We start from the raw sequence: 24,502 nt of genomic DNA, 5'->3' as shown, positions 1-24,502 counted from the left end.
CTGCGGCGTTTTTTTGTGTGCGGTGAAGCGCGATCAGATCGAGAACGACGAACCGCAACCACAAGTCGTGGTGGCATTCGGGTTCTTGATCACGAAGCGCGAACCTTCCAGACCTTCTTGATAATCCACCTCGGCACCGGCCAAGTACTGGAAGCTCATCGGATCGACCACCAGGCTCACGCCTTCGCGCTCGACGATGGTGTCGTCATCGGCCACGTCTTCATCGAAGGTGAAACCGTATTGAAACCCTGAACAACCGCCGCCCGTAACAAATACGCGCAGCTTCAAGCGATCATTCCCCTCTTCATCGACCAGGCTCTTCACCTTGTGCGCAGCACCTTGAGTGAATTGCAAAGCCGTGGGGGTGAAGGATTCGACGCTCATGCTGACTATCTCCCGGCGTTACGCCGCCATAATGCGTGATAACGCGCATTATCCGCTTGTCCTAGAAAATTGGTCAACTATTAGAGGAGCAGCGGCAAGCTTCAAGCGGTGAGCTTAAAGCTTGCTTCTGATCACTTGTAGCTTGTGGCTTGAAGCTCGTAGCTGCTTTTAAGGCAGCATGCCGGCGTGTGACAGGCCGAAGCGCTCGTCCAGGCCGAACAGAATGTTCATGTTCTGCACCGCCTGGCCCGAGGCGCCCTTGACCAGATTGTCGATCACCGACAGCACGACCACCAGATCGCCATCCTGTGGACGATGCACGGCGATGCGGCAGACGTTGGCGCCGCGCACGCTACGGGTTTCCGGGTGGCTGCCGGCTGGCATGACATCGACGAACGGTTCGTTGGCATAGCGCTTTTCGAACAGTGCCTGCAGATCAACCGAGCGATCCGCTACTGTCGCGTAGAGCGTGGAGTGAATACCGCGAATCATCGGCGTCAGGTGGGGGACGAATGTCAGGCCGACTTCCTTGCCCGCCGCGCGACGCAGGCCCTGGCGAATTTCCGGCAGATGACGATGACCTTTTACCGCATAGGCCTTCATGCTTTCCGACGTCTCGGAGTACAAAGAACCTACAGCCGCACCACGCCCGGCACCACTGACACCGGATTTGCAGTCGGCGATCAAACGCGATGCGTCGGCCAGACCTGCTTCCAGCAACGGCAGGAAACCCAATTGCGTTGCGGTCGGATAGCAACCCGGCACCGCGATCAGGCGCGCTTTCTTGATCTGCTCGCGATTGACTTCCGGCAGACCATAGACCGCTTCGTCCAGCAATTGCGGTGCGCCGTGTGGCTGGCCGTACCACTTGGCCCATTCATCAGCATCTTGCAGACGGAAGTCAGCGGACAGGTCGATGACCTTGGTGCCCGCCGCCAGCAGCTCGCCTGCCAAGGCGTGAGCCACGCCGTGTGGCGTGGCGAAGAAAACCACATCGCAGGCGCCAAGGGTTTTCACGTCCGGCACGCTGAACGCCAGCCCGTCATAGTGACCGCGCAGGTTCGGGTACATGTCAGCCACGGCCAGACCGGCCTCGGATCGGGAAGTGATGACGACCACTTCTGCCTGCGGATGCTGTGCCAACAGACGCAGCAGTTCGACACCGGTGTAACCCGTGCCGCCGACGATACCGACCTTGACCATAAACCTGCCCTCAACGAACCCACTGGAAAGCCGTCGATAATAGGGGCCGCGCGCGCCTGCGACAACCGCCAAGGTGACGCGCGGACGCTCAAGCCTCTACTATCTGGCTACCGTGAATGAGGGAATAACCAAAAATGCTCTATCTATGGCTCAAAGCGTTTCACATTGTCAGCGTCGTCTGCTGGTTTGCCGGGCTGTTCTACTTGCCGCGCCTGTTCGTTTACCACGCGCAAAGCACCGACACGATCAGCCAGGAACGCTTCAGCGTCATGGAGCGCAAGCTGTATCGCGGCATCATGGGCCCGGCGATGATCGCCACGCTGATCTTCGGTGGCTGGCTGATCTACCTCAACCCGAGCCTTTTCAGCCAGGGCGGCTGGATTCACGCAAAACTGACCCTGGTCGTGTTGCTGATCGGCTACCACCACATGTGCGGCGCGCAGGTAAAACGCTTTGCCCGTGGCGAAAACACCCGCAGCCATGTCTTTTATCGCTGGTTCAATGAAGTGCCGGTTCTGATATTGCTGGCTATCGTAATTCTGGTCGTGGTCAAGCCGTTCTAACTTCAACCAATACAGATCCTCGGGGTGTTCTCAATGTCGCTGCCCGCTCTGCTCGAACAACGTCTGCGTCTGCCCGTAGTAGCAGCGCCGATGTTCCTGATCTCCAATCCGGAACTGGTGCTCGCCTGCTGCCGCAACGGCGTGGTCGGCAGCTTTCCGGCGCTGAACCAACGCGAAAGCAGTGGGTTCAAGGCCTGGCTGGAACAGATCGAAGCGGGCCTGGCGACGCTGGCTAATCCGGCCCCTTATGCGGTGAACCTGATTGTTCACCACAGCAACCCGCGTCTGCAGGCGGATCTGGACATCTGCGTCGAGCACAAGGTGCCGATCGTGATCACCAGCCTCGGCGCGGTGAAGGAACTGGTCGACGCGGTGCACAGCTACGGCGGTCTGGTGTTTCACGACGTGACCACGCGGCGCCATGCCGAGAAAGCCGCTGAAGCGGGTGTCGACGGGCTGATTGCCGTCGCGGCCGGCGCCGGCGGGCATGCCGGCACCTGGAGTCCGTTTGCGCTGATTTCCGAGATCCGTGAGTTTTTCGACAAGACGCTGTTGCTTGCAGGATGTTTGAACCACGGCCATGAGATTCTCGCCGCACAGTTGCTCGGTGCGGATTTGGCCTACTTCGGTACGCGATTTATCGGCACCACCGAAAGTCACGCGCCTGACGCTTATAAAGAGATGCTGCTGACAGCCAAGGCTGCCGACATCATTCATACTCCAGCGGTGTCGGGAGTGCCGGCCAGTTTCATGCGCCAGAGCCTGGAGGCGGCCGGTTTCGACATGGCGGCCCTGCAAGGCAAGGGCGAGGTCAATTTCGGCGACAAGCTCAAGCCGATCAACGATGAAGCCAAAGCCTGGAAGACCGTGTGGTCGGCGGGTCAGGGTGTTGGCCAGATTGGTGATCTGCCAAGCGTGGATCAGTTGATCGCGCGGCTCGACGCCGAATATCGTCAAGCCCAAGCGCGCGCTGCACAGTTGCCACAACGCTGGCCGCGCTGAAAAACATATCTGGCCAGTCCTGATCAGACTGGCTGCCAAATGAATCGCGACAAGGATGCCTCGGCCATGAGCGACACCCGTTACAAGATCGTCTTCGACGGCGCACTACAGCCCGGCGTCGACCTCACCACCGCCAAAATGAATCTGGCAGATCTGTTCAAAAGCGATGTGGCCGCCATCGAGCGCCTGTTCAGTGGCCGCACCGTCGCCCTCAAACGTGATCTGTCCCACAGCGATGCCCAGACGTATTTGCAGGCGTTGAACAAAACCGGGATCGATGCGCGGATCGAAGCGGAAACCGCCATCGAGCTGAATCTCGCGGATGTCCACGATAACCCTGCAGCGGTGGCGGAACCGGACTCGCCTTACGCACCGCCGCGCGCCAATGTCGGTGAAGCTCTGCCGCCATTCGCCACGCTCAAGCCATTCAGCGTCGAAGGCCGGATCGGTCGCCTGCGCTTTCTGGCCTGGACCATGGTCTTGAGCCTGGTGACCCTGCCCATCGTCGGCGTGTTTGCTTTGATTGCGTTGGGCTTGGTCAGCGGCGACTCGACTACCGGGCTGATCCTCGGCGGCATTCTGGCGGTCTTCCTGTTCCTCGGCTTCATGATCGTCAGCATTCTGTTCAGCGTTCAGCGCCTGCACGATATCGGCTGGTCGGGCTGGCTGTGGCTGTTGAACCTGGTGCCGTTCGTCGGCAGTATCTTCCCGCTGGTAATGATGGTCGTACCCGGCAATGCCGGCGCCAACCGCTATGGCCCGCCGCCGCCACCGAACAGCACGGCGGTGAAAGTGCTGTGCTCGTTGTGGATCGTATTCTTCGCACTGATTTTTGCCGGCGGCCTGCTTGGCGGCTTCTCGGCTGTGCAGGAAGAATATGAAAGCAATGTGGAGAGCAGCTATGACAGCGGCTCGGTGACCACCGACGAAGTTGAGGTTGTCGAGCCGCCAGCGATTTCCGCCGACGAGGCAGCCGAACCGGCGCAGGCCCCTGTAGACTCTGCGCAAGAATGAACAGCGCTCCCTGCCGCGACAACCGCGTCGCCGGCGCGGAGCTGTTGCGATGGAGAACTGCATGACCCGTTACGCTCTGATCACTGGCGCTTCCAGCGGCATTGGCCTGGCCATGGCCGAAGCGCTGGCCCGGCGCGGCCGCAGCCTGATTCTGGTGGCACGACAGCGTGATCAGCTGGAAAGTATCGCCATCGAGCTGACCCAGCGTTTCGATGTCGAAGTATTATTTCGCGCCTGCGACCTCGGCGAACCGTTGCGCCTGTCAGGCTTTTTGCTGGAGCTGGAAGAAGGCGACCGGCAGATCGATCTGCTGGTCAATTGCGCCGGCATCGGCACCTGCGGGCCATTCCTCGCGCAAGACTGGATGACCGAGCAGGACCTCATCGAGGTCAATATCCTCGCCCTCACCCGCCTCTGCCATGCGGTGGGTAACAGCATGGCGCTGCTGGGTGGCGGGCAGATCCTCAATGTCGCGTCGGTGGCTGCGTACAGCCCCGGCCCATGGATGAGCACCTACTACGCCAGCAAAGCCTATGTGCTGCATTTTTCCGAAGCCCTGCGCGTGGAGCTCAAACAAAGCGGCGTGAAAGTCTCCGTGCTTTGCCCCGGCCCGACGCGCACACCGTTCTTCCGAACCGCACAGATGAGTAGCGAAAAGATCGAAAGCAGCCACTCGCTGATGAGTCCGGAAGAAGTGGCACTGCATGCCGTACGCGCACTGGCTAAAAACCGCGCCATCATTATTCCGGGACGGCGCAACCGCTGGCTGGCGTTCCTGCCGCGACTAGGTTCGCGCTGGCTTAACCGGACGATTGTCGGCATGGTCAATAAAGCTTACTGCCCCCGCTAGGAACACGACTTCGAAGCGGTACACTCGATTCAGCCCAACTCAACGGAGAAACAGCAGTGGAAACTCTGTTCACCAAGATCATCAACCGGGAAATCCCGGCCAATATCATCTACGAGGACGACCAGGTTCTGGCCTTCCACGACATCGCCCCACAGGCTCCGGTGCACTTTCTGGTGATCCCGAAAAAACCGGTGCGCACGCTTAACGACCTGACCGAAGACGACAAGGCACTGGCCGGGCACATCCTGTTCACCGCGCAGCGTCTGGCGCTGGAACTGGGTTGCGAAGAAGGCTTCCGCGTGGTGATGAACTGCAATGAACTTGGCGGGCAGACTGTCTATCACATCCATATGCACGTGCTGGGTCAGCGCCAGATGAACTGGCCGCCGGGCTGATTGGCGACAACCAACCGTGGGAGCGAGCCTGCTCGCGAAGGCGCCGATACATTCAACACTTCAGTATCCGATAATCCGCTTTCGCGAGGAGGCTCGCTCCCACAAAAAAGCCTGACCGCCCAGCAAGTGACCCAGCGCAAACCCTCGACGGCCGATTCGGTTAAACTGGCCGCCGAGATTCTTCCCGGAGGTCAGCATGACTACCCAACGTCACTACTCGCCCATAGACCGTCTGCTGCTGCAAGCCGATGCCGCGATGCGCACCCTGTTGCCCTTCAGTGGCCAGCCGTACCGCCCGTCGCCGGCGATTCTGCAGCCGGATACGCAGATGAGCGATGAAGACACCCGCCACGTCGCCGGTTTGATGCGCATCAACCATACCGGCGAAGTCTGCGCCCAGGCGCTGTATCAGGGGCAGGCGCTGACCGCCAAGTTGCCGCAGGTACGCGCAGCCATGGAGCACGCGGCTGAAGAAGAGATCGATCATCTGGTCTGGTGTGAACAGCGCATCCATCAGCTGGGTAGCCACACCAGCGTGCTGAATCCACTGTTTTACGGCATGTCGTTCGGTATCGGCGCGGTCGCCGGGCTGATCAGCGACAAGGTCAGCCTTGGTTTCGTAGCGGCAACCGAGCATCAGGTCTGCAAGCACTTGAACGAACATCTGCAGCAGTTGCCAGCCGAGGACGAAAAATCCCGGGCAATTCTCGAGCAAATGCGCATCGATGAAGAACACCATGCGGAAAGCGCGTTGGATGCGGGCGGATTTCGTTTTCCGGCGCCGGTAAAGTTCGGCATGAGTTTGTTGGCGAAGGTGATGACCAAGAGTACTTATCGGATCTGAGATCCGTGTCGGTGCTGATGACCTCTTCGCGAGCAGGCTCGCTCCCACAGAGGTTTTGTGTGAGGCATGAAAAAGGCGACCAGGAGGTCGCCTTTTTTGTTTCCGGGAATCTTAGGTCGGCATGTTGCGCGCGTAGAAGATTTCCAGCATTTCGTGTTTCACACGGTCGGTCACCTGGGCACGCTGCTCGGGCGAGAGGTTGCTGGTGGCGTCGCCGAACAGGTAGTTATCCAGTTCGAAGTTCTTCAGCAGCATTTTGGTGTGGAACAGGTTTTCCTGGTACACGTTCACGTCGGTCATCTGGTACGCGTCGCGGGTGTCTTCGGAGAGGTAGTTCTGGATCGAGTTGATCTCGTGGTCGATGAAGTGTTTGTTGCCTTCAACGTCACGGGTGAAGCCGCGCACACGGTAATCCACGGTCACGATGTCCGAATCGAACTGGTGAATGAGGAAGTTGAGTGCTTTGAGCGGTGAAATGACACCACAGGTCGACACGTCGATATCCACACGGAAGGTCGCAATACCGTCGTCCGGATGGATTTCCGGATAGGTGTGCACCGTGATGTGGCTCTTGTCGAGGTGGGCCAGAATGATTTCGGGCAACGGGCCCGGCGATTCTTCGATCTGGCTGTCAGTCGGGGTCACCGGCTCTTCCGAAATCAGAATCGTGACGCTGGCGCCCTGGGGTTCATAGTCCTGACTGGCGATGTTCAGGATGTTGGCACCAATGATCTCGACAACTTCTGTGAGAATCTGCGTCAGGCGTTTCGCGTTGTACTCTTGATTGATGTACTCGACGTAAGCCTGCTGGTCTTGCGGGGTTTCCGCGTAGCAGATGTCATAGATGTTGAAGCTCAAGGTCTTTGTCAGGTTATTGAACCCGTGGAGCTTGAGTTTGCTTTTCACCGTTAAAAACTCTCTATGTATGCGGCGCGGCCGCGTGATCAAGCATGCCCGTCAAGTGCGAACAACGCACCTGCGTAGGACGGTTAACACCTCTTCGCGATGGCGATTTTGGTTATCTGTTCAGGCGGATGACCCGTCGGCTGACCGATCACTGCCCTGAAAAAAGTGGCGCATTATGCAGACGTCAGCGGGGGATCGCCAGAGTCTGCACTGCTTTTATGATAGTTGAATGTCGGTTCAGCCGAGTTCGACGATTTCATAATCGTGGGTGATTGCCACGCCAGCCGCGCCGAGCATGATCGACGCCGAGCAATATTTCTCGGCCGACAGTTCGATGGCGCGCTTGACCTGAGCTTCTTTCAAGCCCCGGCCCTTGACCACGAAGTGCATGTGGATCTTGGTAAACACCTTCGGATCTTCAGTCGCACGCTCGGCGTCGAGGAAGGCTTCACAGCTTTCAACGGCCTGGCGCGACTTCTTCAGGATGCTGACCACATCGAAATTGCTGCAACCGCCGACACCCAGCAAGAGCATTTCCATCGGGCGAACCCCGAGGTTACGGCCGCCGGCGTCCGGCGGGCCGTCCATCACCACGACATGACCGCTGCCGGATTCGCCGAGGAACATGGCTTCGCCAGCCCATTGGATGCGTGCCTTCATCGCCCAGACTCCACTGTAAAAAAAGGGTCGCCAGCTTAGCACAGCGCTTTGTCCCGACAGGAACGACGTCCTAGGACGGATGCTTTCTGGCTGTAGGTAATTTCTCGAATTTACGACGAAGTGTCTGGTAAGCTGGCGCCAATTCGCTGGCGCCAATTCGTCAGCTCTGTAGCGACCGCCTTCAGCGCCTCATAACAACTCAAACATCACCGTGCAGTCTTTTCGGGATACAACCATGGTTGCTATTACCCCCACACCCAAAATCAAGAACATCGACAAGCTGTTGATGCATTGCCAGCGCCGGCGTCATGCGGCCAAGAGCAACATCATCTGCGCCGGGGATCGCTCGGACACGCTGTACTTCATCATCAAGGGTTCGGTCACCATCCTCATCGAAGATGACGATGGCCGCGAGATGATCATCGCCTACCTCAACGCCGGGGATTTCTTCGGCGAATTGGGTCTGTTCGAGCAGGCAGGTCAGGAGCAGGAACGCAGCGCCTGGGTGCGGGCCAAGGTCGAATGCGAAACCGCGGAAATCAGTTACGCCAAGTTCCGCGAGTTATCGCAGCAGGATCCAGACATTCTTTACGCGCTCAGCGGACAAATCGCACAGCGTCTGCGCAACACCACACGCAAAGTCGGCGACCTGGCGTTTTTCGACGTCACCGGCCGCGTCGCCCGCTGCCTGCTGGAGCTGTGCAAACAGCCGGACGCCATGACACACCCGGATGGCATGCAGATCAAGGTGACCCGTCAGGAAATCGGCCGGATTGTCGGTTGTTCACGGGAGATGGTCGGCCGCGTGCTCAAGGATCTGGAAGAACGCAACCTGGTCGATGTGAAAGGCAAGACGATGGTGGTCTTCGGCACGCGCTAGACGTAAATCTGCGCCAGCATCAAACGAAACAATTCATCGAGACGCGCCAACGCCTGTGGCGCGTTGAATTTCTCATGCAGGGCAATGTGGCTTTGCGCCCTCACCCGCTGCTCCAGGCCACAGGCTTCATTGAAGCGATTGACCGCAGCAACCATCGCTTCGCGCTCGTCATCCATCAGCATTGCACCGTGCACCAAGCCCACCGGACGCAGGCCGCCCTGGCTCTGGCGCCAGCGCTGGGCGGTGCCGACCATCTTGCGACCGTCGAGATTGACGTTGAAACGTCCATCACAGAATGCGCCTTCGATTTCGCCCACGGACGAGGTGCCACCCAACTCATCCAGCAACTGACAGATCGGATCGCACAGGCGGCGGTAGCCGGTTTCGATGCGGTTCAGATCGCCTTCGCTGCGAGGCGGGGCATACACCAAGGCAATGTTGATGGTCGCAGCGGATTGCGGGACGGGCTCACCGCCCGTTTCACGCAACAGCACCGGCCAGCCAGCGGCAGCGGAGACTTCGCAGGCGTGGTCGAATTGCGCGAGTCGGTTGAGGCGGCGCGGCATGACCAGGGCGCGGTCGGTGGGTTGCCAGAACAGCAGGCCAAATTCGGCGTCGCCAGCGCAGACCGAGGCCAGCAAGTCCTGTTCGGCTTGCAGGCCGGATTCGATGGTCAGCGGGGTTGGCAGCGACATAACAGGCTCCGGCAACATGGAAATCTTTAGCGGTTTCGATGGCCCCTTCGCGAGCAGGCTCGCTCCCACACTGGAATGCAATCCTCTGTGGGGGCGAGCCTGCTCGCGAATGAGGTCGACTCGGTCAGTCGAGGGTCGAACCACTGATCGGCACACCACGCTCCGGGAAAAACAGGCGCTGCAATTCAATCCCCGGATTTTCCGCGCGCATGAACGCTTCGCCGACCAGGAACGAGTACACATCGCTGATTTCCATCAGCTCGACGTCGGCCCGATTGAGGATGCCGCTCTCGGTGATCACCAGGCGATCGCGCGGGATGCGCGGCAGCAGGTCGAGGGTGGTTTCCAGGCTGACATCAAAAGTATGCAGGTTGCGGTTGTTGACCCCGACCAGCGGCGTGTCGAGGGTTTTCAACGCGCGCTCAAGTTCGTCACCGTCGTGCACTTCCACCAGGACGTCGAGACCCACGCCTCTGGCTACGGCGGCCAGCTCGGCCATCTTCACGTCGTCCAGTGCGGAGACGATGAGCAGCACGCAATCGGCGCCCAGCGCGCGGGCTTCAACGATCTGGTACGGATCGATCATGAAGTCCTTGCGGATCACCGGCAATTTACAAGCGGCGCGCGCCTGTTGCAGGTAGGCATCGGCGCCCTGGAAGTAATCGATGTCGGTCAGCACCGACAGACAGGTCGCCCCGCCCTTTTCGTAGCTCTTGGCGATGTCGGCCGGCACGAAGTCTTCGCGGATCACGCCTTTGCTCGGCGAAGCCTTCTTGATTTCGGCAATCACGGCCGGTTGTTTCTTCTTCGCTTGCGCCAGCAAAGCCTGGGCAAAACCACGGGGTGCATCGGCCGCCTTGGCCAGACTTTCCAGCTCGCTCAGGCTGACCCGGGCGCTGCGCTCGGCGACTTCCTCAACCTTGCGCGCCAGAATGTTTTCCAGAACCGTCGGTACACTCATCCTTCATTCTCCACTTTGAATACCGCGGTAAAGGCACCCAGCTCCTCGAGCTTTTCCCGAGCGAGGCCGGTGTGCAGCGCGTCGTGCGCCAGCTCCACACCTTGTTTCAGACTGCTTGCCAGGTCGGCGGCGTACAGCGCCGCACCGGCATTGAGCACAATCATCTCGGCAGCTTTCTGACCGTTTTCCGTCTTGCGCTTGCCGAGGGCATCGCGGATCAGCGCCAGCGACGCTTCCGGGCCTTCGACCGACAGACCGTGCAGGCTCTGGCTCTTCATGCCGAGGTCTTCCGGTTCGACCCAATACTCAGTGATTTCGTTGTTCTTCAACTCGGCAACAAAGGTCGGCGCGGCGAGGCTGAACTCATCCAGACCGTCCTTCGAATGCACGACCAGCACGTGTTTGCTGCCCAGCCGTTGCAAGACTTCGGCCAATGGCCGGCACAGCGCCTGGGTGAATACGCCGACGACCTGATGTTTCACACCGGCCGGATTCGTAAGCGGGCCGAGCATGTTGAACAGCGTGCGCAGGCCGAGTTCGCGGCGCGGGCCGGCGGCGTACTTCATCGCTTTGTGGTGGGTCTGGGCGAACATGAAACCGATGCCGACGTTGTCGATGCAGCGCGCGACCTGCACCGGGGTCAGGTTCAGATAAATGCCGGCAGCTTCCAGCAGATCGGCGCTGCCGCTCTTGCCGGACACTGCGCGGTTGCCGTGCTTGGCCACGGTGCAACCGGCCGCTGCGACAACAAAGGAAGATGCGGTCGATACGTTGAAGATGTTCGCACCGTCACCGCCGGTGCCGACCACATCGACCACGCCGTCGAGGGTTTTCAGCTCGACCTGATCGGCCAGCTCGCGCATCACCGACACCGCGCCGACGATTTCGTCGATGCTCTCGCTCTTCATGCGCATGGCCATCATGAACGCGCCGATCTGCGCTTCGGTGCACTGCCCGGTCATGATCTCGCGCATCACATCGCGCATTTCATCGGTGCTCAGGTCGAGGTGTTCGACGATACGGCTGAGGGCTGTCTTGATGTTCATGGGAAGTCCTTAGCGCGTGCCGCCGGTTTGTTTGAGGAAGTTGGCAAACAATTCATGACCCTGCTCGGTGAGGATCGATTCGGGGTGGAACTGCACACCCTCGATGTTCAGGGTCTTGTGACGCAGGCCCATGATCTCGTCGACCGAGCCGTCATCGTGCTGGGTCCATGCGGTCAGCTCGAGGCAATCGGGCAGGCTGTCGTGCTTGACGATCAGCGAGTGGTAACGGGTAACGGTGAGCGGATGATTGAGGCCGGCGAACACGCCCTTGTCCTCGTGGAATACCGGGCTAGTCTTACCGTGCATGACCTGGCGGGCACGCACCACATCCCCGCCGAAGGCCTGGCCGATGGACTGGTGGCCGAGGCAAACGCCGAGGATCGGCAGCTTGCCGGCGAAGTGCTTGATCGCATCAATGGAAACGCCCGCCTCGGTGGGCGTGCACGGCCCCGGGGAAACCACGATGCGCTCGGGATTCAGCGCTTCGATTTCGGCGATGGTCAGTTCGTCGTTGCGCACCACTTTGACCTCGGCACCCAGCTCGCCGAAGTATTGCACAACGTTGTAGGTAAAGGAGTCGTAGTTGTCGATCATCAGCAACATGGCGTTTCGAACCTCTTGAATTCTGACTTGATGACAGCCTTCAGATGACTTGCCCGCAGGGCGCTGCGCGATGTCGGACGCGCACAGGGCGCCAGCACAGCGGCATTTCAAACAGACAAGGAAGGCAAAGCGATACAGATCCGGCGGAGCCGGCAGAGAAGATTCAGGCGCGCCAACGCCAGCGGGCGTGTGCCTTGATGACTTGATCCAGAAGTTTGCTGGTGATCAACACGGGGAAGGTCTCGTTCATACGTTCCGGCACAGTAACTTAGCTGGGCGGAGCGTGCAATATGGCGGGGCCTGCGCGTTATAAAACGGCAGAGGGATTCACAACCGATGGCAAAATGCCGAACGTTTTTGGTACTGTCGTTTCGTTCACCTACAACAATAAATAAACGGACTTGCTCATGATCAGACAGACGTTGTTTGTACCGCTGGCCAGCTGCTTGCTCGCACTCGCTTGCGCCCAGGCCAATGCAGCGCCCAATCCTTATTCCAGTTTCATTGTGTTCGGCGACAGCCTCAACGATGCCGGCACCTTCGCCGACACCGGCGGCCCGGCGGGCTCCACCGAGCGTTACACCAACCGTACCGGGCCGGTGTATCAGGATGGCAGCGGCGAAGTTTTTTCATTGAATTCCACCCAGTTGCTCGGCGGCCGCCTAGGCTTTTCGCCCGACCAGACAGCCTCTTCCAGCTCCGCAGTGCGCGCGGAAAACGGCCAGCCCGACGGCAACAACTGGGCGGTCGGTGGTTATCGCACCGACCAGATTCTCGACTCGATCACCACCCAATCGGCCACCGGCGAACGCACCCGCGCCGGATACCTGCCGTCGAACGGCTTCCGCGCCGACCCGAATGCGCTGTATTACATTTCCGGTGGCGGCAACGACTTCCTCCAGGGCCGCATTCTCAGCCTGCCCCAGGCCAACGCCGCAGCCGATCGACTGGCCGACAGCGTGCAGACCCTGCAGACCGCCGGCGCCAAATACGTGATGGTCTGGCTGCTGCCCGACGTGGGCCTGACCCCGGCCCTCAATGGCACGCCGCTGCAAGCGTTCAGCAGCACCCTAGCCAACCAGTTCAACAGTCAGTTGGTGACGCGCCTGCAAGGCATCAACGCTGAAGTCATTCCGCTGAACATTCCGGTACTGCTCTCGGAAGTCTTCGCCGACCCGGGGCGCTTTGGCCTGGCTACCGACCAGAACCTCACCGCGACTTGCTTCAGTGGCAATAGCTGCACGGAAAACGCCCGCTACGGGATCAACAGCGCCACGCCGGATCCGACCAAACTGATCTACAACGACGGCGTACACCCGACCGAATCCGGGCAGAAACTGATTGCCGATTACGCCTATTCGTTGCTGGCAGCGCCATGGGAATTGAGCCTGCTGCCGGAAATGGCCAACGGCACCGTGCGTGCGCATCAGGATGAATTGCGCAACCAATGGCAGGCGGACTGGGAGAACTGGCAAGCGGTCGGCCAATGGCGCGCGATTGTCTCGGCCGGCGGACAGCATCTGGATGTCGACAGCCAAAGCAGCGGCGCCAGCGCCGATGGCAGCGGTTACAACCTCAACGTCGGCGGCAGCTATCGCTTGAACGAGGCCTGGCGCGTGGGCGTGGCGGCCGGTTTGTACCGACAGAATCTCGAGGCCGGGCACAACGATTCCGACTACAAACTCAACAGCTACATGGCCACCGCATTCGCCCAGTTCCAGCAGAACCGCTGGTGGGCCGACGCGGCGCTGACCGGCGGCAAACTCGACTACGACAACCTCAAGCGCAAGTTCGACCTCGGCGCCAGCGAGGGCGCCGAGAAAGGCAATACCGACGGCAGCCTGTGGGCGTTCAGCACCCGCCTGGGCTATGACATTGCGCAACCGGGCAGCCAATGGCATCTGTCGCCGTTTGTCAGCGCCGATTACGCCAGTGTCGATGTCGACGGTTACTCGGAAAAGAGCAACCGCGCCACCGCGCTGACCTTCGATGACCAGAGCCGCGATTCGAAACGCCTCGGCCTGGGCATCCAGGGCAAGTACAACTTCACCGCGCAAACCCAGGTGTATGGCGAGTACGCCCACGAGCGTGAGTACGAAGATGACGTGCAGAAGGTCAACATCGCGCTTAACACCCTGCCGGCCAATGACTTCACCCTTGAAGGCTACACACCGGCAAGTCACCTGAACCGCTTGAGCCTGGGCGTCAGTCACAAGCTGACGGCGGATCTGGCGCTGCGTGGGGGGTATACGTTCCGCAAGGATGATGACTTCAAGCAGCAGGGCCTGAATGTCGGGGTTGTGCTGGACTTCTGAGTCGTAGATGCAAAAAAGCGGCGCCTGTCAGGGCGCCGCTTTTTTTATGCCTCAACACAAAACCCAATGTGGGAGCGAGCCTGCTCGCGAAAGCGCTGGGTCAGTCAGCATCCACGGTGACTGACTCACCTCTTCGCGAGCAGGCTCGCTCCCACATGGGAAATTGCGTGGATCAGGCGTCCGGGGTCTGCTCGGCCAGGGCCACGGCGCGGAACATCGCGCGGCGTTTGTTCAGGGTTTCTTCCCATTCCAGCGCCGGCACCGAGTCGGCGACGATGCCGCCGCCGGCCTGTACGTGCAATTCACCGTTCTTGATCACCGCCGTGCGAATGGCAATGGCGGTGTCCATGTTGCCGTTCCAGGCGAAGTAACCGACCGCGCCGCCGTACACACCGCGCTTGACCGGCTCCAACTCGTCGATGATTTCCATCGCGCGAATCTTCGGTGCGCCGGACAACGTACCCGCCGGCAGAATCGCCCGCAGTGCGTCCATCGCGGTCAGGCCCGACTTCAACTGGCCGGTGACGTTGGAGACGATGTGCATTACGTTGGAATAACGCTCGATGACCATTTTCTCGGTGAGCTTCACCGAGCCGATTTCCGAAACGCGCCCGGTATCGTTGCGGCCCAGATCGATCAGCATCAAGTGCTCGGCGATCTCCTTGTCATCCGAGAGCAGATCCTGCTCCAGCGCCACATCGGCTTCTTCGGTGGCACCGCGTGGGCGCGTGCCGGCGATCGGGCGCACGGTGATCAGGTTGTCTTCGACGCGCACCAGCACTTCCGGCGAACTGCCGACGACGTGGAAATCGCCGAAGTTGAAGAAGTACATGTACGGCGTCGGGTTGAAGCAACGCAGCGCGCGATACAGATCGATTGGCGCTGCCTTGAAGTCGATCGACATGCGCTGCGATGGCACCACCTGCATGCAGTCGCCGGCGAGGATGTATTCCTTGATGGTGTCGACGGCTTTTTCGTAATCGTCCTGAGTGAAACTGGAACGAAACACCGGATCGGCCGATTGCTGTTTGCTGAAATCCAGGCCACGACGCGGGGTGATCGGCTGACGCAGTTGCTCGAGCAGTTCCTGCAGACGCGCCTGGCCTTGCTCGAAGGCATCGGCCTGCGCAGGGTCGGCGAGGACGATCGCGTGCATCTTGCCGGCCAGGTTGTCGAACACCACAACGGCGTCGGAAACCATCAGCAGAATGTCCGGCACGCCCAGCGGATCCGGGTTCGGGCATTTGCCCAGACGCTTCTCGACATAGCGCACACAGTCGTAACCGAAGTAACCGACCAGTCCACCGTTGAAGCGCGGCAGGCCGGCGATGGTCGGCACGTTGTAGCGCGCTTTGAAGGTTTCCACGAAGGCCAGCGGGTCTTCGACGTCATGGCTTTCGGTCTCGACGCCATCGACGGTGATGCTGACGTGATGATCATGAACCCGCAGCACTGTGCGGCACGGCAAGCCGATGATCGAATAACGGCCCCATTTCTCGCCGCCCTGCACCGATTCGAGCAGGTAGGAGTTGGGCTGATCGGCCAGTTTCAGGTAGATCGACAGCGGCGTGTCGAAGTCGGCCAGGGTTTCGCAGGCCAGCGGGATGCGGTTATAGCCGTCAGCGGCCAGACGCAGGAATTCTTCGCGATTCATAAGGTGCCTCGTGGTGTGAGGTGCAATCAGTCAGGTATGCAAACGCGCCGGCACGGCCGGCCAGAATCAGTCAGGCGCGCCAACGCCAGCGGGCCAGGGCCTTGATGACTTTCATCCAGAGTTTGCGGGTGACCACCACGATGGCGTTTCCAGAAGGGGGTTGAACAGCGTCGGGCAACGTTATCCCACCGGCCAGATCCAGGCAACCGGGAATTAGTTTGCGCAAATCGTCGATCACCAGTGCCGGGGATTCCTCGGCAATCGGCCGGCCATGGTTGTAGCCATAACTCAGCGCGACACACTTGACCCCCGCTGCTTTCGCCGCCTGCACATCGCTGCGCGAGTCGCCGACGAACAACGATTGCGAGGCCGGAATGTTGGCCATTTTCATCACGAAAAACAGCGCCGCCGGGTCAGGCTTCTTCTGCGGCAGGGTATCGCCGCCGATGATCCACTTGAAGTAGCGGCCGATCTTCATCTGATCGAGCAGAGGCGCGACGAAGCGCTCGGGCTTGTTGGTGATCAGCGCCATGGCCACGCCTTGCTTGTGCAGCCACTTGAGCGTGTCGCGCACACCGGGATAGACCACGGTCAGCTCATGGCTGGCGCCGTAAGCCTCCATGAAAATCTCCAGTGCGCGCTCGGCTTCAGCGTCGTCCACTGCCGAGTCATCGATACCACCCGCCAAGGCCCGACGCACCAGCACCGGCGCGCCATTGCCGACCCATTCGCGCACCGCTTCGATACCTGCCGGCGGACGGCCGAGGGAGAGCAGCATGGTGTCCACCGCCGCTGCCAGGTCGGGAACCGAATCGATCAGCGTGCCATCCAGATCGAACATCACCAACCGTGGCAGCTGCCCCGGGAACAACTGCTCAAAACCGCTCATGGGCGTGCCAGTGCCAGTTCGGAACGCATCTTGTCGATGACTTCCTGATAGTTCGGCGCGTTGAAAATGGCCGAGCCGGCGACGAAGGTGTCAGCACCAGCAGCGGCAATTTCGCGGATATTGTTGACGTTGACGCCGCCGTCGATTTCCAGGCGGATGTCGCGGCCCGAGGCGTCGATGATCGCCCGCGCTTCACGCAGTTTGTCGAGGGTGCCGGGAATGAACTTCTGCCCGCCGAAGCCCGGGTTGACGCTCATCAGCAGGACCATGTCGACCTTGTCGATCACGTACTTGAGCACGTCCAGCGGAGTCGCCGGATTGAACACCAGACCGGACTTGCACCCGCCTTCGCGGATCAGTTGCAGCGAGCGATCGACGTGCAGCGTGGCTTCCGGGTGGAAGGTAATGTAGGTCGCGCCGGCTTCGATGAAGTCGCCGACGATGCGGTCCACCGGGCTGACCATCAGGTGCGCGTCGATCGGCGCGGTGACGCCATACTTGCGCAGTGCCGCGCAGACCATCGGGCCGATCGTCAGGTTCGGTACGTAGTGGTTGTCCATGACATCGAAGTGGACGAAGTCGGCGCCGGCGGCGAGAACGTTGTCCACTTCCTCGCCGAGGCGGGCGAAGTCGGCGGAGAGGATCGACGGAGCAATTACGAAGGGCTGCATGACGCACCTGTGCTGAGCTAAATCACGATGGCGCGCATTGTATACCTCAAGTTTCCACGCGCGCACCGGGACCGCGATGATTGGGTTGTGCCATGAGCCTTCAGCGATCGCGCCTCAGTAAGCCGCGCGGTAGATCTTCTCGATATCGCCGGCGCTGAGTTTGCGCGGGTTGTTGCGCATCAAGCGCTCGATGCCGGCGGCCTCCACCGCCATCGCCGGGATTGCTTCCTCTGGCACGCCGAAACTGCGCAGCCCGGCAGGGATTTCCACCGCCGCGCACAGGTCGGTCATGGCCTGCACGGCTTTGTCCGCAGCTTCGCTGGCGCTCAGATGCGCGGTCTTCACGCCCATGGCTTCGGCAATATCCTGCATGCGTTCGACGCAGGCCATTTTGTTCCAGGTCATCACATAGGGCAGCAGCAAGGCGTTGCTGACACCGTGGGCAATGTTGAAGCGCCCGCCCAGCGGATACGCCAACGCATGCACCGCACCGACCCCGGCGTTACCGAACGCCATGCCGGCCATCAGGCTGGCGGTGGCCATGTCTTCACGCGCTTGCAGGTTGGCGCCGTTGGCGTAGGCCTTGGGCAGAGCGCTGGCGATCAGCTTGATTGCGCCGATGGCGAGGGAGTCGGTGATCGGCGAGGCGTTCACCGACAGATAGGATTCGATAGCGTGCACCAGTGCATCGACACCACTGGCGGCGGTGACGCTGCGCGGACAGGTCAGGGTCATTTGCGGACTGACCAGCGCCACGTCCGGCAACAGATAGTCGCTGACGATGCCTTTCTTCAACTGCGCGACCTTGTCCGAGAGGATTGCCACGTTGGTGACTTCAGAACCAGTGCCGGCGGTGGTCGGAATGGCGATCAGCGGCGGGCCCTTGCGCGGCACCTGATCGACGCCGAACAGATCTTCCAGCGCGCCGTGGTAACCGGCGTAGGCGGCGACACTCTTGGCAATGTCGATGGCGCTGCCACCGCCAAGGCCGATCAAACCGTCATGCCCGCCTTCGCGATAGGCGCGCATGCAGTCCTCGACGATGGCGATTTCCGGGTCGGGCAGCACACGGTCGAAAATCTCGTATTCGCGCCCGCCGAGTTGCACCAGCGCCAGCTCGACAGTACCGGACTTGACCAGCGCGGCGTCGGTGACGATCAACGGGTTGTCGATGTCGAGGCGGGTGAGTTCGGCAGCCAGTTGCTCGATGGCTGCGGCGCCGGTGATCAGTTTGTGAGCGATTTTGAACTGGGACAGACTCATGGTGCGCAGCCTCTTATAGATGTGGGAGCTGGGCACAAGATTAGCTGGGGATTTGGGGTTGTCTGCTATTCACCCTATGAATGGCCAGATCGAGAAGACCACGATCAACTGTGGGAGCGAGCGTGCTCGCGAATACGGTAGCCCTTTCAACTGATATGCCAGCTGACACACCGCCTTCGCGAGCAGGCTCGCTCCCACATTTTTGACCGCTTTCGAAGTCAGACTTGCGCGGTGCGGAGTTTCTCGCTGCGCCCGCGCAGCCATTCCAGCGTCAGCAGCAAGATCACCGAGAAGGCAATCAGCAACGTCGCCGCCGCGGCAATCGTCGGGCTGAGGTTTTCGCGAATCCCGCTGAACATCTGCCGAGGCAATGTCGCCTGCTCGGGCCCGGCAAGGAACAGCGTCACCACCACTTCATCGAAAGAAGTGGCAAAGGCAAACAGCGCCCCGGAAATCACTCCCGGCGCAATCAGCGGCAAGGTCACCCGGCGGAACGCTGTCAGTGGTGAAGCACCGAGACTCGCAGCAGCACGCACCAGGTTGTGATTAAAACCCTGCAATGTCGCCGACACGGTGATGATCACAAACGGCACACCCAATACCGCATGCACGACGATCAGCGAGAAGAAGCTGTTACCCAGCCCCAGTGGCGCGAAGAACAGATAGCTCGCCACGCCGATGATCACCACCGGCACCACCATCGGCGAAATCACCAGTGCCATCACCAGTGACTTGCCGGGGAAGTCGCCACGGGTCAGGCCGATCGCCGCCAGGGTGCCGAAGATCATCGCCAGCACCGTCGCCGCCGGAGCGACGATGATGCTGTTCTTCAGCGCACGCATCCATTCCGCCGAGGCGAAGAAGTCGTGGTACCACTGCAGCGAGAAACCTTGCAGCGGATAGACCAGGAAACTCCCCGAGTTGAACGACAGCGGAATGATCACCAGCACCGGCAGGATCAGGAACAACAGAATCAGGCCGCAGAGAATCCGCAGGCTGTAGAACCACACCCGTTCGATGGGCGACATGTAAGGACTCAGCATCGCAAATTCCCCTTAGCTCAGGCGCAGGCGACTGGCGCCGACCAGCCAGCTGTAGATCAGATAAAGCACCACGGTCGCCAGCAACAGCAGCCCGCCGAGTGCAGTGGCCATGCCCCAGTTGATGCTGGTGTTGGTGTAGAAGGCGACGAAGTAACTGACCATTTGGTCGTTCGGGCTGCCGAGCAGCGCCGGGGTGATGTAGTAGCCAATCGCAAGGATGAACACCAACAGGCAGCCGGCGCCGACACCAGCGTAGGTCTGCGGGAAGTACACCCGCCAGAAGCTGGCGAACGGATGACAGCCGAGGGAAATTGCCGCGCGCATGTAGGTGGGCGAGATGCCTTTCATCACGCTGTAGATCGGCAGAATCATGAACGGCAGCAGAATGTGCACCATCGAGATGTATACGCCGGTGCGGTTGAACACCAGTTCCAGCGGTTTATCGATGATGCCCATGGCCAGCAGCGCACTGTTGATCAGACCGCCGGATTGCAGCAGCACGATCCACGCTGCGACCCGCACCAGAATCGAAGTCCAGAACGGCAGCAGCACCAGGATCATCAGCAGGTTGCTCTGCCGCGAAGGCAGGTTCGCCAGCAAATAAGCCAGTGGATAGGCGAGCAGCAGGCAGATCACGGTGATGACCAGGCCCATCCAGAACGTGCGAGCGAAGATGTCGAGGTAGATCGCCTGATCCGGGGTGGCTGGAGCCAGTTCGCCGAGGTCATCGATGCGGTGATCGACCGCCGCCAGCAGGTAATACGGAGTGATGCTGCTGGTGTTGCGTTTCACCGCTTGCCAGTAGGCCGGGTCGCCCCAGCGTTCGTCGAGCGCTTCCAGCGCTTCTTTATAAGAAGCCGGTTCGCTGGCGAACGGCAGCGCCCGGGCGGTTTTGGTCAGCAGGCTGCGGTAGCCGGCCAACTCCATGTTCAAGCGCTTGGACAGATCGCCCAGCGTCTGGTTTTTGCGGGCTTCGGCGAGGTCTTCGCTGGCCGCCTTGTACACCGGCTCGGCGGGCAGACCACGGCCGTCCCAACTGGCGATGGCAGTGACAGTGCGCGGCATGCCGCCAACCACTTCCGGGTTGCCGACACTTTTATAGAGAAGCGCCACGATCGGCACCAGAAACACCAGCAGCAGAAACAGCACCAGCGGCGCAATCAGCGCCTGGGCTTTCCAGCGGTTGACCCGCTCGGCGTGCTTGAGCTTCTGCTTCAAGGTGGGGCTGGCGCCCTCGTTCAGGGGAACGGCGATGGCCATGACGTACTCCGCAAATCTTTGATCGTTACAGAGGTGGTGAACCACCTCGAACTTTTGCCAGTGATCGTTCCCACGCTCTGCGTGGGAATGAATCCAGTGACGCTCTGCGTCACACAGGGACGCGGAGCGTCCCGGGCGGCATTCCCACGCAGAGCGTGGGAACGATCATCCGGAAAGCCATCGGTCCGCATGCTTGGCTTATTTGGCAGCCCAAGAGTTGAAACGCTGTTCCAGTTGCTCGCCGTTGTCAGCCCAGAAGCTGACGTCGATCTGCACCTGGTTGGCGATGTTTTCCGGGGTGGTCGGCATGTCTTTCAGGACATCCTTGGCCAGCAGCGGCACGGCTTGGGTGTTGGCCGGGCCGTAGGCGATGTTTTCCGAGTAGGTCTTCTGCTGCTGCGGCTGCACCGAGAAGGCGATGAATTTCTTCGCCGCTTCGGCGCGCTTGGCGTCCAGACCTTTCGGGATAGCCCAGGCGTCGAAGTCATAGATGCCACCGTTCCACACCACTTTCAGGTTGGATTCTTTCTGCACCGCCGCGATGCGACCGTTGTAGGCCGAGCTCATCACCACGTCGCCGGAAGCGAGGTATTGCGGCGGTTGTGCGCCGGCTTCCCACCACTGAATGCTTGGCTTGAGCTCATCGAGTTTCTTGAAGGCACGATCCTGACCATCCTTGCCTGCCAGCACTTTGTAGACATCCTTCGGCGCCACACCATCGGCCATCAGCGCGAATTCGAGGGTGTACTTGGCGCCTTTGCGCAGGCCGCGCTTGCCCGGGAATTTCTTGGTGTCCCAGAAATCCGCCCAGCTGGTCGGTGCGGTTTTCAGTTTGTCGGCGTTGTAGGCCAACACGGTCGACCAAACGAAGAAGCCCACGCCGCACGGCTGAATGGCGCCTTTGACGTAGTCTTCGGTCTTGCCGAACAGGGCCGGGTCGAGTTGCTCGAACATGTCTTCGTCGCAACCACGGGACAGCTCTGGCGATTCAACTTCGACCAGATCCCACGACACGCTCTTGGTGTCGACCATGGCTTTGACCTTGGCCATCTCGCCGTTGTATTCGCCGGCAACGATCTTGCCATTACCCGCCGCTTCCCACGGTGCATAGAAGGCTTTGACTTGCGCCGCCTTGTTCGCCCCGCCAAACGACACCACGGTCAAGTCCGGGCCGGCGGCCATTGCGCCGGTCGCACCCATCAGGCCCAGAGTCAGGGCGGTGAACTTCAGGGATCTCAACATTTATTGTTCTCTCCACGTGCAGGGTTGGTGTTGGTATTGCCGGGGCGCTTAGTGCGCCTCTAAAAGCGGATCGAGCGCACGAACGTGCTCGACCTGCCAGCCAAGCGGTACCACGTCGCCGACAGCGAGCGCAGGATCGAGCTCGGCAATCGGTTGTTTCACGAAGAAGTCGGTCTTGCCGCAGACTTCCAGGCGCACCCGGACGTGGTCGCCCAGATAGATGAATTCCGCCACCCTCCCTGAGAAGCGGTTGACGCATTGATCGCTCGAACCGTTGAGGCTGACGCGTTCCGGACGGATCGACAGAGTCACCGGTTCGCCGGTCTGGCCAACGTTGACGGCCAGCGCCTCGACCTTTTCACCGCGCCCCAACTCGACCACGCAGCGCTCGCCGCTCTGGCTGAGCAGGCGGCCGTTGAGGCGGTTGTTCTCGCCAATGAAGTTGGCGACGAAGGTGTTTTTCGGTTCTTCGTAAAGCGTGCGCGGTGGCGCGATCTGCTGAATCTCGCCTTGATGGAACACGGCAACGCGGTCGGACATGGTCAGCGCTTCACCCTGATCGTGGGTCACGTAGACCACGGTCACGCCGAGGCGCTGGTGCAGGTGCTTGATCTCCATCTGCATGTGTTCACGCAGTTGCTTGTCGAGGGCGCCCAGCGGCTCGTCCATCAGCACCAGTTGCGGTTCGAACACCAGCGCGCGGGCCAGTGCCACACGTTGCTGCTGACCACCGGACAACTGCGCCGGATAGCGCGAAGCGAAGGCATCGAGCTGAACCATGCTGAGGACTTTCTTCACCCGCTCGCTGACGTCGCTTTTATTCAAGCCGCGCACGGTCAACGGGAAAGCAAGGTTCTCCGCGACAGTCATGTGCGGGAACAGCGCGTAGTTCTGGAACACCATGCCGATATCGCGCTTGTGCGGCGGCACGTTGTTGATCGAACGCCCGGACAGGAGGATTTCACCGGCGGTCGGCGTTTCGAACCCGGCGAGCATCATCAGGCTGGTGGTCTTGCCGGAACCGGACGGCCCGAGCAGGGTGAGGAATTCGCCCTTGCGAATGTCCAGGTTGAGGTCTTTGACGATCAGGTTCTCGCCGTCGTAGCTCTTCTGCACACCACGAAAGCTGACCAGCACATCACTGGTCCCTGCGCTTGTATCGACCTGGCTCATACCCACACCTTTGTTGTTGATGACTGCTTGTTCATCAAGCCTAGTGGCTGGCGGCGGCCACGCAAATCGGGGCGCAGGAGAGAATCGCTTAAGTGCAATGGAAGGTTGGGGGTAGGGATTGCCCTACAAGGATGGCGCTAATGGATAAAGCAGTGGTGAGCGGTGGGCTGCAAGCCGCGAGCAAGGGCAAAAGCGTTTGTCGCTAACAGATATGCCAACTCCGAACCTGTGGGAGCGAGCCTGCTCGCGAATGCGGTGGGTCATCAAACTGAATGGCTGACTGTTACGCCGCTTTCGCGAGCAGGCTCGCTCCCACATGAGGGCGGTGACGGTCAGAGGAGTTTGTGCTCCATCGCATATTTCACCAGTTCGGCCAAGGAGGTGATGTTGAGCTTCTGCATCAGCCGCGCCTTGTGGGTGCTGATGGTCTTGCTGCTCAGGGCCAGTTGCTGGGCGATGTCGTTGACGTTGGCGCCTTGGGCCAGGCGTTCGAACACCGAGAATTCGCGTTCTGACAACAGCGAATGCAGCGGCCGGGTATCGGTCAGGCCGACTTCGAAGACCATGCGGTCGGCCAGTTCCGGGTCAATGTAACGCCCACCTGCCGCGACTTTGCGAATCGCCGTGAGCAGCAGCGCCGGATCGCTGTCCTTGGTCGCATACCCGGCCGCGCCGACCTTTAACGCGCGCGCGGCCATTTGCGCTTCGTCGTGCATCGACAGCACCAGAATCGCCGGCGGATTGTTCAGCGCACGGATACGCGGGATCGCTTCCAGGCCATTGACCCCGGGCATGGAGATGTCCAGCAACACCACCTCGCACGGCACGCTGCGCAGGGTTTCGAGCAGTTGCTCACCATTGCTCGCCTCCCCCACCACTTGCAGATCCTTGGCCAGGCCGATCAGTTGCTTGATGCCCTCGCGGACGATGGTGTGGTCTTCGGCTACCAGTACACGGATCACGTTCTTCTCCAGATTTCAAGTACA

Annotated in this window: 25 protein-coding genes; 8 read left to right on the top strand and 17 right to left on the bottom strand. The window is 60.4% G+C overall.

Annotated elements, in window-relative coordinates; all coding sequences use genetic code 11:
- Positions 1–33: 33 nt before the first annotated feature.
- Both erpA and argC read right to left on the bottom strand, forming a co-directional pair.
- On the bottom strand, positions 34–384 hold the full coding sequence (gene erpA / locus JWU58_RS03500) for an iron-sulfur cluster insertion protein ErpA (protein ID WP_007918905.1): 351 nt from the start codon (positions 382–384) through the stop codon (positions 34–36).
- A gap of 168 nt (positions 385–552) precedes the next feature.
- Positions 553–1,587, bottom strand: a complete 1,035-nt coding sequence (gene argC / locus JWU58_RS03495) for an N-acetyl-gamma-glutamyl-phosphate reductase (protein ID WP_110646338.1) — start codon at positions 1,585–1,587, stop codon at positions 553–555.
- A gap of 134 nt (positions 1,588–1,721) precedes the next feature.
- On the opposite strand from argC, the gene hemJ reads away from it, so the two are divergent.
- The 6 genes from hemJ (at position 1,722) to coq7 (ending at position 6,255) form a co-directional block, all read left to right on the top strand.
- The gene (gene hemJ, locus JWU58_RS03490) at positions 1,722–2,150 is read left to right on the top strand and encodes a protoporphyrinogen oxidase HemJ (protein ID WP_016772928.1); all 429 of its coding nucleotides are present in this window, start codon (positions 1,722–1,724) and stop codon (positions 2,148–2,150) included.
- A 33-nt stretch (positions 2,151–2,183) separates the two neighbouring features.
- Entirely contained in the window at positions 2,184–3,152 is a 969-nt protein-coding gene (locus tag JWU58_RS03485) for an NAD(P)H-dependent flavin oxidoreductase (RefSeq protein ID WP_206421489.1), read from the top strand.
- A 66-nt stretch (positions 3,153–3,218) separates the two neighbouring features.
- The gene (locus tag JWU58_RS03480; protein WP_206421488.1) at positions 3,219–4,166 is read left to right on the top strand and encodes a DUF805 domain-containing protein; all 948 of its coding nucleotides are present in this window, start codon (positions 3,219–3,221) and stop codon (positions 4,164–4,166) included.
- Positions 4,167–4,227: 61 nt separating this feature from the next.
- The gene (locus tag JWU58_RS03475) at positions 4,228–5,016 is read left to right on the top strand and encodes an SDR family NAD(P)-dependent oxidoreductase (RefSeq protein WP_206421487.1); all 789 of its coding nucleotides are present in this window, start codon (positions 4,228–4,230) and stop codon (positions 5,014–5,016) included.
- A 56-nt stretch (positions 5,017–5,072) separates the two neighbouring features.
- Positions 5,073–5,411 (top strand): histidine triad nucleotide-binding protein, encoded by a 339-nt coding sequence (locus JWU58_RS03470; protein ID WP_123443851.1) that lies wholly within the window; start codon positions 5,073–5,075, stop codon positions 5,409–5,411.
- A gap of 196 nt (positions 5,412–5,607) precedes the next feature.
- A complete protein-coding gene (gene coq7 / locus JWU58_RS03465) occupies positions 5,608–6,255 on the top strand; it encodes a 2-polyprenyl-3-methyl-6-methoxy-1,4-benzoquinone monooxygenase (protein ID WP_206421486.1) in 648 nt (215 codons plus the stop codon).
- Positions 6,256–6,366: 111 nt separating this feature from the next.
- On the opposite strand, the gene speD is transcribed toward coq7, so the two are convergent.
- Both speD and JWU58_RS03455 read right to left on the bottom strand, forming a co-directional pair.
- A complete protein-coding gene (speD, locus tag JWU58_RS03460) occupies positions 6,367–7,161 on the bottom strand; it encodes an adenosylmethionine decarboxylase (protein ID WP_024014530.1) in 795 nt (264 codons plus the stop codon).
- 237 nt (positions 7,162–7,398) lie between these two features.
- A complete protein-coding gene (locus tag JWU58_RS03455) occupies positions 7,399–7,821 on the bottom strand; it encodes an OsmC family protein (RefSeq protein ID WP_016772921.1) in 423 nt (140 codons plus the stop codon).
- Positions 7,822–8,056: 235 nt separating this feature from the next.
- On the opposite strand from JWU58_RS03455, the gene crp reads away from it, so the two are divergent.
- Positions 8,057–8,701, top strand: a complete 645-nt coding sequence (gene crp / locus JWU58_RS03450; RefSeq protein WP_016772920.1) for a cAMP-activated global transcriptional regulator CRP — start codon at positions 8,057–8,059, stop codon at positions 8,699–8,701.
- Here crp and JWU58_RS03445 read toward each other — a convergent pair.
- The 4 genes from JWU58_RS03445 to JWU58_RS03430 all read right to left on the bottom strand — a co-directional run bounded on the left by JWU58_RS03445 (position 8,698) and on the right by JWU58_RS03430 (position 12,006).
- On the bottom strand, positions 8,698–9,396 hold the full coding sequence (locus JWU58_RS03445) for a lipoate--protein ligase family protein (RefSeq protein ID WP_125925546.1): 699 nt from the start codon (positions 9,394–9,396) through the stop codon (positions 8,698–8,700). The two genes, crp and JWU58_RS03445, sit on opposite strands and share 4 nt — an antisense overlap.
- Before the next feature lie 124 nt (positions 9,397–9,520).
- On the bottom strand, positions 9,521–10,357 hold the full coding sequence (gene trpC / locus JWU58_RS03440) for an indole-3-glycerol phosphate synthase TrpC (RefSeq protein WP_123443849.1): 837 nt from the start codon (positions 10,355–10,357) through the stop codon (positions 9,521–9,523).
- Positions 10,354–11,403 carry an anthranilate phosphoribosyltransferase gene (trpD, locus tag JWU58_RS03435; protein ID WP_041476682.1) on the bottom strand — a complete coding sequence of 350 codons (1,050 nt, stop codon included), beginning with the start codon at positions 11,401–11,403 and terminating at the stop codon, positions 10,354–10,356. The genes trpC and trpD overlap by 4 nt, the downstream gene beginning before the upstream one ends.
- Positions 11,404–11,412: 9 nt before the next feature.
- A complete protein-coding gene (locus JWU58_RS03430) occupies positions 11,413–12,006 on the bottom strand; it encodes an aminodeoxychorismate/anthranilate synthase component II (protein WP_206421485.1) in 594 nt (197 codons plus the stop codon).
- A gap of 407 nt (positions 12,007–12,413) precedes the next feature.
- Between JWU58_RS03430 and estP the strand changes: the two genes are divergently transcribed.
- Complete coding sequence (estP, locus tag JWU58_RS03425; protein ID WP_206421484.1) at positions 12,414–14,321, top strand: esterase EstP; 1,908 nt, start codon at positions 12,414–12,416, stop codon at positions 14,319–14,321.
- A gap of 172 nt (positions 14,322–14,493) precedes the next feature.
- On the opposite strand, the gene trpE is transcribed toward estP, so the two are convergent.
- The 9 genes from trpE to JWU58_RS03380 all read right to left on the bottom strand — a co-directional run bounded on the left by trpE (position 14,494) and on the right by JWU58_RS03380 (position 24,478).
- Positions 14,494–15,975 carry an anthranilate synthase component I gene (trpE, locus tag JWU58_RS03420; RefSeq protein WP_122612453.1) on the bottom strand — a complete coding sequence of 494 codons (1,482 nt, stop codon included), beginning with the start codon at positions 15,973–15,975 and terminating at the stop codon, positions 14,494–14,496.
- A gap of 70 nt (positions 15,976–16,045) precedes the next feature.
- Positions 16,046–16,864 (bottom strand): phosphoglycolate phosphatase, encoded by an 819-nt coding sequence (locus JWU58_RS03415; protein ID WP_122612452.1) that lies wholly within the window; start codon positions 16,862–16,864, stop codon positions 16,046–16,048.
- Positions 16,861–17,535, bottom strand: a complete 675-nt coding sequence (gene rpe, locus JWU58_RS03410; protein ID WP_007918813.1) for a ribulose-phosphate 3-epimerase — start codon at positions 17,533–17,535, stop codon at positions 16,861–16,863. The genes JWU58_RS03415 and rpe overlap by 4 nt, the downstream gene beginning before the upstream one ends.
- A 114-nt stretch (positions 17,536–17,649) precedes the next feature.
- Positions 17,650–18,798: an iron-containing alcohol dehydrogenase gene (locus tag JWU58_RS03405; RefSeq protein WP_016772910.1), complete on the bottom strand. Its 1,149-nt coding sequence runs from the start codon at positions 18,796–18,798 to the stop codon at positions 17,650–17,652.
- A gap of 218 nt (positions 18,799–19,016) precedes the next feature.
- Complete coding sequence (locus JWU58_RS03400) at positions 19,017–19,841, bottom strand: ABC transporter permease (protein WP_016772909.1); 825 nt, start codon at positions 19,839–19,841, stop codon at positions 19,017–19,019.
- Positions 19,842–19,853: 12 nt separating this feature from the next.
- On the bottom strand, positions 19,854–21,101 hold the full coding sequence (locus tag JWU58_RS03395; protein WP_016772908.1) for an ABC transporter permease: 1,248 nt from the start codon (positions 21,099–21,101) through the stop codon (positions 19,854–19,856).
- Positions 21,102–21,299: 198 nt separating this feature from the next.
- Positions 21,300–22,343: an ABC transporter substrate-binding protein gene (locus JWU58_RS03390; RefSeq protein WP_123443846.1), complete on the bottom strand. Its 1,044-nt coding sequence runs from the start codon at positions 22,341–22,343 to the stop codon at positions 21,300–21,302.
- A 48-nt stretch (positions 22,344–22,391) separates the two neighbouring features.
- Positions 22,392–23,516, bottom strand: a complete 1,125-nt coding sequence (locus tag JWU58_RS03385; RefSeq protein WP_016772906.1) for an ABC transporter ATP-binding protein — start codon at positions 23,514–23,516, stop codon at positions 22,392–22,394.
- A gap of 332 nt (positions 23,517–23,848) precedes the next feature.
- Complete coding sequence (locus JWU58_RS03380) at positions 23,849–24,478, bottom strand: response regulator (RefSeq protein ID WP_003228820.1); 630 nt, start codon at positions 24,476–24,478, stop codon at positions 23,849–23,851.
- Positions 24,479–24,502: the final 24 nt, after the last annotated feature.

The sequence above is a fragment of the Pseudomonas atacamensis genome (assembly GCF_017167965.1).
GTDB lineage: Bacteria > Pseudomonadota > Gammaproteobacteria > Pseudomonadales > Pseudomonadaceae > Aquipseudomonas > Aquipseudomonas atacamensis.
Note: the sequence above shows the minus strand (reverse complement) of the source record. Positions and strands in the feature narration are given on the sequence as shown.